Below are 12,709 nucleotides of genomic sequence, written 5' to 3' on the forward strand. Positions count from 1 at the left end.
GTTCGTTTTGCTCGCGACTGTTGTTTTTTCTTGTTCCAGTAGTATGTGGTTTCGTAAGCATATGTAATGCCAGATCTTTTATCGGTTTGCGTTATGATGGACATGCTTCACCTCGTCATGTTTATATCTATTATTATAAAACATGACGAGCGAATAGTCAAGCGTAAATGGCAATGAACGTAGTAAAATCAATGGTTTTAACGATGTATGACGAAACATTCATCGTCATGTTTTCGAGAATCCAGGATATATACTAAGATAATATGTATTCTGTTGAAATACGTATGCTGCTGCATGAAAAATAGATATAAAATTTATTTGACGGATAGGCTGCATGGATTTAGAATTTAAATACGTTTTTTTATAGTATAATTTTATTTATAGTATGCAGGAGTATGTGAAAATATGGAAAAAAAATTCAAAATCGGGTTTCATCACATAGGCAAACCAGTCCCATTGGAAAAAATTCAAAACAATGCCGCAGTAAAGTATAGCCCTCTATTTGATATGTACTCATTGGATATGAGTAATGAATTATTCATTCCCATCGAATGGCATGCCTTTGGAAAACATTCGCCGCTGGATTATCGAATTCAGCATGAGATACACGTTGCCTTTACCGTATCTGATATTGTTGCGGCGCTTCATGGCAAAGAGATCATTATGCCTCTTTACCAGCCTTTTTCCGGATACCGCTGTGCGATGGCAAGTATTAATGGACAATTGGTGGAGCTCATTGAAACTTCTTTATCGGAACGGGAAATATGGGGAGAGGGAATATTCAAGGACAGTATTCTGTATCCGGACGCATCGGTATAAGAAAATGGGCATGAACAGTAGAAATAAGGGATTGATAGAAATTCATTCGGCTGTCTTTTTGTTCGGCATATCCGGTTTGTTTGGGAAACTTCTGACCATATCTCCCATAATTATTGTATTAGGCAGAGTGCTTTTTTCAAGCATTTGTCTGTTTTTTATCGTAAAATATCTGCACATGGCGATTAAATTAAAATGCCGGCTGCATTATGGATATTTTGGTATGATGGGAATGCTTTTGGCCATTCACTGGTGTACTTTTTTTCAGTCTATTCAAGTATCTACCGTAGCGATAGGCTTACTTACCTTTTCTACCTTTCCTATATTTGTCACATTTCTTGAGCCGTATTTTTTTAAGGAAAAGCTGTATTTGTCAGATATAGCGGCGGCTGCCATTACTTTTTTGGGCGTGCTGTTGGTGGTTCCGCATTTTAAAATGGGAAATACGATGACACAGGGCGTTATTTGGGGGATTCTTTCCGGATTTAGTTATGCTGCATTATCTATGCTGAATCGAAAATTTGTCAAGGCATATGCCAGCGTAAAAATTGCGTTTTATGAACAGGGTACAGCCGTGATTTTGCTGCTGCTGTTTCTACTTTTACAGCAACCCGTATTCAAAACCCGCGATGTCATGCTTTTACTGGCATTGGGAGTGTTTTTTACAGGTATATCTCATATAATATTTATAGACGGACTGAAGTATGTAAAAACAAAGACAGCCGGCATTATATCCAGCCTTGAACCTATGTATGGTATTGTATTTTCACTACTTCTGTTAGGAGAAATACCGTCAATTCGAGAACTGGTGGGAGGCAGTCTTATATTGACTGCCGTTTTTTACTCGACACTCAAAAAGCAATAGACAACAATAAAAAATGGACGGCTGCCAATGCAACAGATACGGCAATAAAAGCCTTATCATAGATCCGCCTTTGTATTTATAGGCCAGATGGTAAGCTGTTTTCTGAAATAAACTCATCTTTGTCCTGATTTTTCATGCTTCGGTAACCGATTAGCACTGTCCAGACATAGGCACAAGTCTTCGGAATCATCAGCATGCCGACAGCGGGCAGAGTCTGAGCCCAGAGGACGACAGGAATATAGCAGGCAAAGCTTAGTGTGATTGTCAGCCACATCCAGCGAAAAGCTGTATCCGTATGCTCTTTAGCACTGGTATAAAACAGTACAATGATCAGCAGACCCAGAAGGGCAAAGGGAATATTGCGGTAGATACCCCAGGAAAGGGGCGGCACCGCGCTCAGCCATTCGTTTTGAGGGAATAAGCATAGTACAATGCGCAGTCCAGCCAGACACCACACCGCGATTGTCAGCAGGTCCCGACCGGCAATATGATAGCGGCTGCGCCACACATAATATAAAAGCACGTAAAATACCGTCATGGTAATGGAGGTAATCAATTTGCCAGTACCAAGAAGCCCTGTAAAACTTGTCAATCCCGTTGTGGCAAGGGCATAAACCCGCGGAACCAGGTGAAAGGCATCACCGGCTCCCAGAATGACTGCCATAATCCCAAACAATTTGTACTGTGCGGCACGATTGTTTTTTATCATCAGGAATCCGACAGAAATCACTCCGATAAGATATACCAAATCAAATGCTATTTCTGCAAAGTTTCTCATATGTATCTCCTTTTCTTTGGCAGTAGGATAACCAGCTGCCGGCATAATTATATATTTTTATGAACGATGTTCAGTTTAGCGCAGAAAAATGTTTTTTCAAGATACGAATACCATTAGTACAAGATTCTGCGAATAACCTCTATGATTGCTGAGGTATCATAGTTTTCCTGTAATAAAGCGGCAAGAAGAAAACTGAAAATCAAATCAATAAATTTTTCAGCCGTAAATTGGGAAGTAAAGGCCTTTGGACGTACTGCTGTATCCTGCATCAGAATATCGTATAATTGCTTCCGGATATGGCGCTGGGAAGCAGCCATCAACTGCCGCCCTTTTTCCTTATCTTCTGACTGGAAGTGCAGAGGGTGGGCCGCAAAAAATCCCGGATACGTACGGCTTCTCTGTTCTATATTTTGGAAAAGCCAAACTATATAATCTGAAAAACAGAGAGATTTCCATTTATCTTCATCTGTATGAAATAAATACTGCCAAATGCTGGCTACCGTAGCCATAACCAACTCTGATTTGGAATCAAAATAGTTATAAATTGAACCTACTGACACACCGCAGGCCGCAGCAACAGTACGGATAGTAATGGCTGTCCAGCCCTGTTCCCGTAGCAGAGATCTGCTTACTTCTAAAATCAATTCCTTTGTTATCATACCTTTTGGCATACTACTGAACCTCCAATCTGAACAATGTTCATTTTATATGTATTGATAGATTTTGTCAAGAAATACTGTTATAAATAAAGCATGCACTGATTTGTACGGCTTGATGCGCTGTTTACATCAAATGGCATATTTGTTATAATAAATTCACATAATGCATCGGTGGATACGGGGCGTTGCAGCCATCATATTAAGGCGGCGAGTCACCGATGACAGATCGGGGAACAGGGTGTATTAAGATGCGGATGAGAGCATAGCGCTTTGTTGTTTTTTATACATGTGGAGCAGAAAGGATTGAATGCAAATGACAGACCGGCATGAAATGTGGAAAGAATTGGGAATGGATTTGGAGGCGCATGATACCTTGTGTGCCGTACTTCCGACAGCATTTGGAGATATTTTTTTGTCGCAGGAAAATCGCCCGGAAGGGATGGCTTTTTATGATATGGTCGTATCGGATATCCATGGTATCCGCCCAGCAGAACTGATAGAAGAGCAAAAACGAGGGCGTAAGATTTTCGGTACGTTTTGCCTGTATGTGCCAGATGAAATTATTGTGGCCGCTGATGGCATTGTGACCGGTCTTTGCGGCGGATCACAGTTTTGGGTGCCTGATGGTGAAAAAGTGCTGCCGAAAAATGTCTGTCCCCTTATTAAAGCATCCGTTGGTGCCCGGTTGGGGCGTACCTGTCCATTTTTTCGTATTGCTGATATGTATGTCGGAGAGACGACTTGTGATGGCAAGAAAAAAGCCTGGGAAATTTTAGGCGAAGATGTACCCTTGCATATTATGGATATGCCGCAAATGAAACGGGTTAAGGATATAGAAAAATGGATCGGAGAAATTAAAGAGTTCAAACAGGTTGTCGAAACCTTTACAGGACATGAAGTAACTGCAGAAAATCTGCATGCTGCTATTGTTCTCTTAAACAAACGCCGTAAAGCAATGGCGCGTGTCTACGCCTGCCGCAAAGCCGATCCTATACCTATCAGCGGCAAAGACGTGCTTCTTATGACCCAAATAGCATTTTTTGATGATCCGCAGCGCTGTGCCGATCAAGCGAACGCGCTGGCTGAAGAACTGGAACGCCGCATTGATGCCGGGATAGGCGTCTTTCCTAAAGGAACCAAACGCATTTTACTGACTGGTACGCCAATGGCGATTCCCAATTGGAAGATGCATCACATTATTGAAACCTCCGGAGCCGCTGTCGTTTGTGAAGAATGCTGTACAGGTACACGGTATGTTGAGCACCTTGTCGATGAACGGCCGATGATGATGGAAGGACAGCTGCAGGCGCTTGCCGACCGGTATATGAAAAATAACTGTGCCTGCTTTACACCGAACAAGGGGCGTATTGATGATATTATCCGTCTGGCAGAGGCCTACCATGCTGATGGCGTTATCGACGTCAATCTCAAATTCTGTACGCTCTACGACACGGAAAAACGGGATGTAAAGCGCGCGCTAAAGGCAGCCGGCATTCCTGTGCTGAGTCTGGAAACAGATTATGATGATACGGATGCAGAACAGCTGCGGACTCGTGTTGAAGCTTTTATAGAAATGCTGGGATAATGATGACGTGCTGTATTGATTACTATGTGTTATTTAAAAATCATACGGATGCTATGGCATTGTATCAGGCTGTGCGCCGGCGGGGCATTGCCGTACGGATTTCGCCGACCCCGCGGCAAGCATCCTTGTGCTGCGGCGTATCTCTTTTAGTTACGGAGGATGCCGTAGAGGCAGTTGAAACGTGTATTTGTGAAACCGGCGCATCCTATGAGCGAATAGTGCCGTTGCCCCGGCAGACAGATTCCCGCCGCGATGTATTTTGCTGACCCTATCGATAAGGAGCGCCATGATGAAGCAGATCTGGTATATTGGTATTGACATGGGATCGACGGCAGCCAAAATAGTAGCCGTCGGAGATCATGAACTTCGGTTTGTTATGCCTACGGGTTGGAGCTGTCTGGATACAGCTGGACAAATTCTGAAAAAATTGAAAAATCAGGGGATTTTACCGGAAAACAGCCGCATTGTTTCTACGGGATATGGTCGTCAGGCCGTATCCTATGCCGACAAGGCCGTGACGGAAATTACTTGTCATGCTGCCGGCTGTGCACAGCAATATCCCGATTGTACAATCATTGATGTCGGCGGCCAGGATACCAAGGCGATTCATGTGTGCAGCGCCGTAGTAGATGACTTTATTATGAACGATAAATGTTCGGCCGGAACAGGAAAATTCATAGAAATCATGGCCAACAGGCTTGGATGTACGATCGATACATTATTTTCACTGGCGGCAAAAGGCCGGCCTGTGAATATCAGTTCGTTGTGTACCGTATTTGCGGAGTCCGAAATTATCGGACATATCAGCAAAGGAAAAGCACGAGAAAACATTGCCGCCGGTATTGTCCGCAGTGTTGCCATCAAGGTAACTCAGCTGGCACAGCAGGTTCCCGTAACGGGACCGGTATTGCTTACGGGAGGGCTGAGTCATTTGCCGTATTTTGCCGCGGCATTGGGGAAGGAACTGCAATGTGTCGTGCGCAGCGCACCACAGGGCCGGTATGCGGGTGCCTATGGAGCTGCTGTCCTGGCAAAAAAAGTAAGCCAATAGAAATACGCTTAGTAATACAGACAGGCAGATTCTTTGCGGAGAGAACTGCTTGTCTGTTTTTGCAGTATATAATATTTTGAAAGGCGTAATGATGATAAATTATGATGACCATTTTTTCTGAAAAACGGTTCCCGTAAAGCATAAAAGATTGGCACTGACCCGGCGAACATGATACAATATATCAAAAGGCTTGTAGAAAATACTTTTCTCAGGCCTTTTGATGTTTCTACTAAAAAATATCGGATGATTTTATATAGAAATACAGGTGTATCATGGAAATAAGAGAATATAAAAAACTCGTCATTACGCTGAACCGAACCCGGTCGGTATCGCTGCCGGATATAGGACGCAGCCTGCGCAGTAATCCGGATTTGGCGGCGGCTGTCATATTTGCCGGTGCGACGACTGCCGCCGTGCCCTTTTCGCTGCCAGCAATGTTAGGAAGCATTAATACATCTCTGATCAGTATTCTATTTTGCTTGATGGCAATTATTGCGGGGCTGCGTCAAGGTGGTATTCTGACCTATTCGTACAGGCTTCTTTTTTCTGATACCGTTTCGTCCCGACGGCTAGTCCGCTTTTTTGTGTTCAGCTGCTTTACTATGTCCATGGCCGTGACTAATGATGTAGCTCTTATTATCTTTGTGCCGCTGGCGGTAATGGTACTGCAGGCAGCAGGAATGCAAAGTCATTTGATTTTTGCAGTGACCTTTCAGACAATCGCCGCCAATATGGGAAGTATTCTTACACCTATCGGCAATCCGCAGAATCTTTTCATATATTCTTATTATCATATGACCTTGTGGGAATTTTTAAAGGTAACAGGACCCATTACCGCTGTCAGCGGCATATTGCTCTATCTGATTTCTTTTTATATTCCTAATTACCCGGTAGATATACCGTCTGTACCGGCACCTGTTATGAAAAAAAGGACAGTCTTGGTGCTTATCTGTTTATTGGGACTATGTATTTTGACCGTGCTGCGTGTACTGACACCGGCTATTCTGGTAGGAATTGTCTGCCCCGTTCTATTTTTGACTGATCGGTCGGTGTTCCGCGGTGTAGACTATAAACTTATCTTGTTGTTTATCTTTTTGTTTATCGGCGTGGGAAATTTAGGACGGCTTCCTTTTTTTGCAGACGGAACCGCTGCATTACTGCAGGGACATGAGCTTTTCGTTTCATTGCTCCTTAGTCAGGTTCTCAGTAATGTGCCAACGACAGTCCTGCTAGCGCCATATACTCAGCATGCGCAGCCCTTGCTTGCCGGTGTCAATATTGGCGGTTTGGGAACAATTATTGCATCTATGGCCAGCATTATTTCCTTTAAAGTCTATGCAGACTGCCGGGATAGCCGCCCCGTCCGGTATCTGCTGATTTTTACCACTGTCAACATGGTGTTTCTGCTGTCTGTTCTGGCCGCATGGTGCCTGCTAGAATAATTGGCAGAGCCTTGTCCTGCTTTAATTTTGAAAGGAGTCCTTTGGGTGTATACAGTAATTAAGAAGCTGGAAATTTCAGCTGCTCATCATTTAGTACTCGACTATGAAAGTAAATGCGAAAATCTTCACGGACACAACTGGATTATCTATGTGACCTGCCAAGCGGAATCGCTAGATGCTAACGGCATGGTTATTGATTTTAAAAAAATAAAAGAATTGATCCATGGAACCATGGATCATCATAATTTGAATGACGTTTTTGATTTCAATCCGACAGCAGAAAATATTGCCAAATGGATTTGTGATACAGTACCCAACTGTGTCAGAGCAGAGGTGAGGGAAAGCGAGGGGAATACAGCCGTTTATGAAAAATAGCTTGTGGGTCAATGAGATTTTTGACAGTATTGATGGAGAAGGGAAAACTGCCGGACAATTAGCTTCCTTTATCCGCTTGAAAGGCTGTAATCTCCGCTGTGCCTATTGCGATACGACATATGCTTTTCATGAAGGATATCTCATGGAGGCGGAGACCATTGCGTCAAAAGTATCCTATCCGGATATAACTATCACGGGCGGCGAACCTTTATGCCAGGATTTACACGGGTTGCTGGAACTCCTTCAAGATCACAGCATCAATATCGAAACGAATGGCAGTATGGATATTACACCATATTTTCGTTATGCCGGCGTATGGTTTACTATCGATTACAAAAGTCTGTCATCGGGCATGAGTAATCATATGCTGCTTCACAACTTCCGCTGTCTTCGCCCGCAGGATGTACTGAAATTTGTTGTCGGAACGAAGGACGATTTGGAACAGGCACGCTTTGTATGCGATACATACCGGCCTGGGTGTCCCGTGTATGTAGGGGCTGTTTTTGGGGCAATATCTCCGGGAGAGATCGTTGAATTTATGAAGGAATATGAGCTGACTGACTGGCACCTCCAGCTGCAGCTGCATAAATTTATATGGGCACCGGAGGCTCGCGGTGTATAGAAAAATATACCGAAAATTACCGTTTGATACTATGGGGGAATCATATGAAAACACGTGATGCAGTACTGGCGTTTATCGTCATTGTCGTATGGGGAATTAATTTCACTGTTATCAAATTTGGCGTGGAGGGCGTACCGCCGATGCTGCTGGTAGCGCTGCGTTTTATTTTCGCGGCCTTCCCAGCCGTTTTGTTTATAAAGCCGCCGGACGTCAGCTGGAAATATGTTGTGGCCTTTGGCTTGACTGTAGGGGTTGGTCAATTTTCCTGCTTATTTTATGCCATCTATACCGGTATGCCGGCTGGTATTGCTTCAGTCGTGCTGCAGTCCCAAGCTTTTTTTACGATTTTATTTGCTTGTATCTACTTTAAGGAACGCATCCGTACTAGTCAGATTATCGGCCTGTTGGTATCCGGAGTAGGACTGTTTTTTATTACTGGGAGAGTAGGCGAACAAAATGCTGCGCCAATTCCCATAAGCGCTTTTTTTATTATTTTGGCAGCCGCATTTTTCTGGGGACTTTCCAACATTGTTGTACGGCAAGCCTCACAGGCAGCCGCGGCACAAGGGAAGAAAATGAATGTGTTCAGCATGGTTATATGGTCGAGTCTGGTGCCGCCGCTGCCTATGCTGGCTGCTTCGTTGGTTTTGGAAAAGCCGGCATTGATTTGGCAGGCACTGATTCACATTAATGCGTTGTCAATTTTTTCCATTATATATCTTGCATTTTTGGCTACGGTGGCAGGATATGGTCTGTGGAGCCAACTTATGTCGAAATATCCCGCGCAAAAAGTGGCGCCGTTATCTTTGCTGATTCCTGTAGTGGGCCTGATTGCGGCCAGACTGATTTTGGGAGAAGAATTATCACTGATGCAGTGGGCCGGCGGCGTGATTATTATTGCCGGCTTGCTTATATCTAACTTTACCGTGCTGACAAGCACATTGGCTTTCGGAAAACGAAATAAAAAATAACATCATAATAAAAAACACAGGCATAGACTTATGGGAAGCAGGTGCCTGTGTTTTTTTACGTAGGGAATATCTTGTGATATTTTTTTATTTGTTTTACAATAATAAAAAAGATGAAAAGGGGAGGTGTTATGAAAGCGGCAATATATAAAGACATTGGCAATATTGTGATAGAAGAGATAAAAACGCCTCATGCCGGAGCAGGGGAACTGTTGGTGCAGGTCAAAGCCTGTGCTATCTGCGGCGGTGATCTGCGTACCTTCCGGTATGGGCATCAGGCGATTCATCCCCCCATGGTACTGGGACATGAAACTTCCGGTGTCGTTGTGGAGGTTGGGACAGGTATCGACCGGTACGCTGTCGGCGATCGTGTCATCGTGGCTCCCGGGATTGGCTGCGGCCATTGCTCGTATTGTTTATCGGGAAATCAGCATTTATGCTATCACAGAAGGACCATTGCTCATCATTATAATGGCGGTTTTGCCGAATATGTTTTGATTCCGGCGATTGCCGTTCAGGCCGGCAATGTAAATTTCATTCCCACTGAAACGGATTATTTGAGTGCCTCTCTGGCAGAACCGCTGGCCTGTGTCATAAACGGGCAGGAAGCCATGCATATTCAGCTAGGGGATACGGTGGCGGTTATCGGCGCCGGTCCTATTGGACTCATGCATGCAGAATTGGCAAAAGCCAGCGGTGCCGGAAAGGTGTTTTTGATCAATCGCAGCGCGGCGCGGCTGGAAAGCGCCAAACCGCTGGGATATGACGGGTATATCAATTCAGGCAGTTGTGACGCCGTGCAGGCAGTAGAAGAATTGACCGGCGGCAGGGGTGCCAATGTAGTCATTGTCACGGTAGGCAGCGCAGCAGCACAGCGTATGGGAATGCAAATGGCCAGTAAAATGGGCAAGGTCTGCCTGTTTGCGGGACTGCCCAAAGACAGCCCCATGGTAGAACTCGATGCCAATCGAATCCATTATCGCCAGATTGCCTTGTATGGTACATTTTCGTCGGCTCCGCGTCATAATGCCTTGGCCATAGAAATGATTCGCAGCGGTAAAATCAATGTAGATCAAATTCTGACACACGTCGTTTCCCTGGACGATATTTGTTACGGCATAAAGCTTGTGGAAAACCGGGCCGGCCTTCGCGTGGCTGTAGCACCTCATTTAGAGGATATCCAAAAAGATATTGCAAAGCATGAGAAGCTTATTGTGGCACGACCTTGAACGCATCTGCTGCGGAAGAAATTTCTAAAATGAAATACCGGCACGAATAAAAAAACTCACCGTATACACGGCGAGTTTTTTTATTCAGCATGAGCTGATGTTTCTGCTGAAGCTATCTGAGGCGTCAATAGATGGACACCCTGTTCTTTACAGTATTGTATGTATTTTTCAGGCGGCAGCGTATCAAGAAAAATATAATTGAAGTTCTGCAAAGGACTAAACGTTACCAAAGACGAGACATCCAGCTTAGATGAATCAATGAGTAAAAATTTTTCACCCGATTTAGTCATTAGCTTGCGTTTTATCTCATTTTCGGAAATAGAAGCATTAGTGGCACCGTTTTCCAATGAAATGCCGGTGGAAGCCAGAAATATTTTGGAAATATTATAATTGTCGAGACATTTCAATACACTGGGGCCGACAAACGCCATAGAAGGATAATATAATGTGCCTCCAGTCGTGATAAGATTAAACTCTTTGGTTCCCGTATAGATAGCGGCTGCGTTTACGACGTTGACACTGGCAGTAATAATCGTCAGATTTTTTGTATTCAAAAGATATGGAAGCATATGCATTGTCGTCGTGCCGGAATCAATAAAAATCACATCGTTATCCTCGACGAAGGAAGCCGCCATGCGGGCAACCTGCTGCTTTTGCTGGAAATTCTTGGATTTTCTGAGCTGAAAGGGCTCGGGAGAAGTAGAGTGGGATTCTTCTAGCACGATACCACCGTATACCTTTTTTATGATACCCTGATTTTCCAGCTCATTGATGTCACGTCGGATCGTGTTTTTGGATACGTTAAACGTGTTGCATAAATAATTAATGGAAAGACATTTTTCCTTTTTCAGCATTTCATGTATAGTATTAATTCGGGTGATTTTCATGAATATATATCTCTTTCTGTTTCGATGATGAGGCTTTTTATCACAAAAAGCTCATTGTAAATCCAATATTGTAAATATTAATTTTAAAGTCATTATAAGGGAATTTTTAAAAATATACAAGTGATTTTTATAAAAAGGCAGGTTCAGCAGGAAAAAAAGAAATACTATTGACTTTTTATGAATATTGCATTAAATTATAATCTAAATATTATCATAATATAATCAAAAGGAGATCAAAATGGAAAATGTATTTATGGTTCCAAAAAAAATTGTATACGGCACCGGCAGTATCAGCACACTGGGAAAGCATATTCAAGGCCGAGGGACGAAGGCGCTGATTGTCACAGGCCCGATCGTAGCTCGTCTCGGCAGTGTAGCAAAGATTACCCATACACTAACAGCATCAGGCATAGACTATGCGGTTTATCTGTGCCCATCTACCGAACCGACAGACACCGTTGTCACTGCGGGACTGACTATGTACAAGAAGCAGAAATGTGATTTTTTAATTGCCCTAGGCGGCGGCAGTCCGCTGGATACGGCCAAAGCCATTGCACTGCTGGCGATATATGGCGGACAGCTTTCAGATTATATGCATACTATCATCGACCGGCCGGTTCCTTTTCTTGTTGCCATACCGACAACTGCTGGTACCGGTTCGGAGGCGACTAAAAATACAATTATTGCAGATACAACGCAACATATAAAAATGCTGCTGGGCGGGCCTTCTCTTATTCCGGCCTTAGCCGTAATTGATCCGGACCTGACCATGACCGCCCCGCCCAGCGTTACCGCGGCCACAGGGATTGATGCGCTGACGCATGCGATTGAAGCCTATACCTCGAGAAAAGCACAGCCCCTGACGGATCAATTTGCATTGCCGGCGATAGCGAAAATATATCAAAATCTGCCTGTATGCTGTCGTGATGGAAAAAATGCCAAGGCTCGCCTGCAGCTGGCGCTGGCGTCCTTGGAAGCAGGTATTGCCTTTACCAATGCGTCTGTCACTCTTGTACATGGCATGAGCCGTCCTATTGGTGCTTTGTTTCATATTGCGCATGGGGTATCCAACGCAATCCTGCTGCCTGCCTGCCTAGAATTTGCTATTCAGGAAAATACCGCACGTTTTGCCGTCATTGCCAGAACTATGGGAATCGCTGGCAGCAATGTTCCTGATACGGCCGCCGCGCAGGTTCTGCCGGCGGCCGTAGCTCGGTTGTGTAAGAACGTAGGAATTCCGACACTGGCAGAATTAGGGGTAAAGAAAGAAACCTTCTTGGCGCAGCTGGATAAAATGGCGGCAGATGCTTTGGAAAGCGGCAGTCCACAAAATACAATGAGAATTCCCGATAAAGAAGATATGATCCATATCTATAAAAAACTTTTCTGATATTCGTAAAAAAGGTCAAGGTCTAAAGATGCCTTGACCTTT

At 44.1% G+C, this 12,709-nt stretch carries 14 protein-coding genes; 11 read left to right on the plus strand and 3 right to left on the minus strand.

What is annotated here, in order from left to right; genetic code table 11:
• Nucleotides 1-405: 405 nt before the first annotated feature.
• Both AB840_RS00005 and AB840_RS00010 read left to right on the plus strand, forming a co-directional pair.
• Complete coding sequence (locus AB840_RS00005) at nucleotides 406-819, plus strand: hypothetical protein (RefSeq protein WP_048512774.1); 414 nt, start codon at nucleotides 406-408, stop codon at nucleotides 817-819.
• A gap of 10 nt (nucleotides 820-829) precedes the next feature.
• Nucleotides 830-1,681, plus strand: a complete 852-nt coding sequence (locus AB840_RS00010) for a DMT family transporter (protein ID WP_048512775.1) — start codon at nucleotides 830-832, stop codon at nucleotides 1,679-1,681.
• 76 nt (nucleotides 1,682-1,757) lie between these two features.
• Here the strand turns inward: AB840_RS00010 and AB840_RS00015 are convergent, their stop codons facing one another.
• Together AB840_RS00015 and AB840_RS00020 are read right to left on the minus strand one after the other, a co-directional pair.
• A complete protein-coding gene (locus AB840_RS00015) occupies nucleotides 1,758-2,459 on the minus strand; it encodes a hypothetical protein (protein WP_048512776.1) in 702 nt (233 codons plus the stop codon).
• A gap of 113 nt (nucleotides 2,460-2,572) precedes the next feature.
• Nucleotides 2,573-3,130, minus strand: a complete 558-nt coding sequence (locus AB840_RS00020; protein WP_048512777.1) for a TetR/AcrR family transcriptional regulator — start codon at nucleotides 3,128-3,130, stop codon at nucleotides 2,573-2,575.
• Between the two features lie 295 nt (nucleotides 3,131-3,425).
• On the opposite strand from AB840_RS00020, the gene AB840_RS00025 reads away from it, so the two are divergent.
• The 8 genes from AB840_RS00025 to AB840_RS00060 all read left to right on the plus strand — a co-directional run bounded on the left by AB840_RS00025 (nucleotide 3,426) and on the right by AB840_RS00060 (nucleotide 10,390).
• Nucleotides 3,426-4,703 carry a double-cubane-cluster-containing anaerobic reductase gene (locus AB840_RS00025; RefSeq protein ID WP_234984839.1) on the plus strand — a complete coding sequence of 426 codons (1,278 nt, stop codon included), beginning with the start codon at nucleotides 3,426-3,428 and terminating at the stop codon, nucleotides 4,701-4,703.
• Complete coding sequence (locus AB840_RS00030) at nucleotides 4,703-4,969, plus strand: DUF3343 domain-containing protein (RefSeq protein WP_234984840.1); 267 nt, start codon at nucleotides 4,703-4,705, stop codon at nucleotides 4,967-4,969. The genes AB840_RS00025 and AB840_RS00030 overlap by 1 nt, the downstream gene beginning before the upstream one ends.
• A gap of 20 nt (nucleotides 4,970-4,989) precedes the next feature.
• The gene (locus tag AB840_RS00035) at nucleotides 4,990-5,754 is read left to right on the plus strand and encodes an acyl-CoA dehydratase activase (protein WP_048512778.1); all 765 of its coding nucleotides are present in this window, start codon (nucleotides 4,990-4,992) and stop codon (nucleotides 5,752-5,754) included.
• Nucleotides 5,755-6,026: 272 nt separating this feature from the next.
• A complete protein-coding gene (locus AB840_RS00040) occupies nucleotides 6,027-7,196 on the plus strand; it encodes an SLC13 family permease (RefSeq protein ID WP_048512779.1) in 1,170 nt (389 codons plus the stop codon).
• Nucleotides 7,197-7,241: 45 nt separating this feature from the next.
• Nucleotides 7,242-7,571, plus strand: a complete 330-nt coding sequence (gene queD, locus AB840_RS00045; protein WP_048512780.1) for a 6-carboxytetrahydropterin synthase QueD — start codon at nucleotides 7,242-7,244, stop codon at nucleotides 7,569-7,571.
• Entirely contained in the window at nucleotides 7,561-8,193 is a 633-nt protein-coding gene (locus AB840_RS00050) for a radical SAM protein (RefSeq protein ID WP_048512781.1), read from the plus strand. The genes queD and AB840_RS00050 overlap by 11 nt, the downstream gene beginning before the upstream one ends.
• A 44-nt stretch (nucleotides 8,194-8,237) precedes the next feature.
• Entirely contained in the window at nucleotides 8,238-9,164 is a 927-nt protein-coding gene (locus AB840_RS00055; RefSeq protein ID WP_048512782.1) for an EamA family transporter, read from the plus strand.
• Between the two features lie 128 nt (nucleotides 9,165-9,292).
• A complete protein-coding gene (locus AB840_RS00060) occupies nucleotides 9,293-10,390 on the plus strand; it encodes a zinc-dependent dehydrogenase (protein ID WP_048512783.1) in 1,098 nt (365 codons plus the stop codon).
• A gap of 80 nt (nucleotides 10,391-10,470) precedes the next feature.
• Here AB840_RS00060 and AB840_RS00065 read toward each other — a convergent pair whose 3' ends face one another.
• On the minus strand, nucleotides 10,471-11,277 hold the full coding sequence (locus AB840_RS00065; RefSeq protein WP_048512784.1) for a DeoR/GlpR family DNA-binding transcription regulator: 807 nt from the start codon (nucleotides 11,275-11,277) through the stop codon (nucleotides 10,471-10,473).
• Nucleotides 11,278-11,515: 238 nt separating this feature from the next.
• Here AB840_RS00065 and AB840_RS00070 point away from each other — a divergent pair, with 238 nt between their 5' ends.
• Nucleotides 11,516-12,667, plus strand: a complete 1,152-nt coding sequence (locus AB840_RS00070; protein WP_048512785.1) for an iron-containing alcohol dehydrogenase — start codon at nucleotides 11,516-11,518, stop codon at nucleotides 12,665-12,667.
• The last annotated feature ends 42 nt before the right edge of the window (nucleotides 12,668-12,709 follow it).

Origin of the sequence: Megasphaera cerevisiae DSM 20462 (assembly GCF_001045675.1) — a bacterium.
Taxonomy (GTDB): domain Bacteria; phylum Bacillota; class Negativicutes; order Veillonellales; family Megasphaeraceae; genus Megasphaera; species Megasphaera cerevisiae.

What these genes read in the sequence shown, in the direction of transcription:
- AB840_RS00010 (WP_048512775.1), top strand. Translation starts at nt 830, where the DNA reads ATGAACAGTAGAAATAAGGGATTGATAGAAATTCATTCGGCTGTCTTT.
- AB840_RS00020 (WP_048512777.1), bottom strand. Translation starts at nt 3,130, where the DNA reads ATGCCAAAAGGTATGATAACAAAGGAATTGATTTTAGAAGTAAGCAGA.
- AB840_RS00025 (WP_234984839.1), top strand. Translation starts at nt 3,426, where the DNA reads ATGCAAATGACAGACCGGCATGAAATGTGGAAAGAATTGGGAATGGAT.
- AB840_RS00015 (WP_048512776.1), bottom strand. Translation starts at nt 2,459, where the DNA reads ATGAGAAACTTTGCAGAAATAGCATTTGATTTGGTATATCTTATCGGA.
- AB840_RS00005 (WP_048512774.1), top strand. Translation starts at nt 406, where the DNA reads ATGGAAAAAAAATTCAAAATCGGGTTTCATCACATAGGCAAACCAGTC.
- AB840_RS00055 (WP_048512782.1), top strand. Translation starts at nt 8,238, where the DNA reads ATGAAAACACGTGATGCAGTACTGGCGTTTATCGTCATTGTCGTATGG.
- AB840_RS00065 (WP_048512784.1), bottom strand. Translation starts at nt 11,277, where the DNA reads ATGAAAATCACCCGAATTAATACTATACATGAAATGCTGAAAAAGGAA.
- AB840_RS00050 (WP_048512781.1), top strand. Translation starts at nt 7,561, where the DNA reads ATGAAAAATAGCTTGTGGGTCAATGAGATTTTTGACAGTATTGATGGA.
- AB840_RS00035 (WP_048512778.1), top strand. Translation starts at nt 4,990, where the DNA reads ATGATGAAGCAGATCTGGTATATTGGTATTGACATGGGATCGACGGCA.
- AB840_RS00060 (WP_048512783.1), top strand. Translation starts at nt 9,293, where the DNA reads ATGAAAGCGGCAATATATAAAGACATTGGCAATATTGTGATAGAAGAG.
- AB840_RS00070 (WP_048512785.1), top strand. Translation starts at nt 11,516, where the DNA reads ATGGAAAATGTATTTATGGTTCCAAAAAAAATTGTATACGGCACCGGC.
- AB840_RS00040 (WP_048512779.1), top strand. Translation starts at nt 6,027, where the DNA reads ATGGAAATAAGAGAATATAAAAAACTCGTCATTACGCTGAACCGAACC.
- AB840_RS00030 (WP_234984840.1), top strand. Translation starts at nt 4,703, where the DNA reads ATGATGACGTGCTGTATTGATTACTATGTGTTATTTAAAAATCATACG.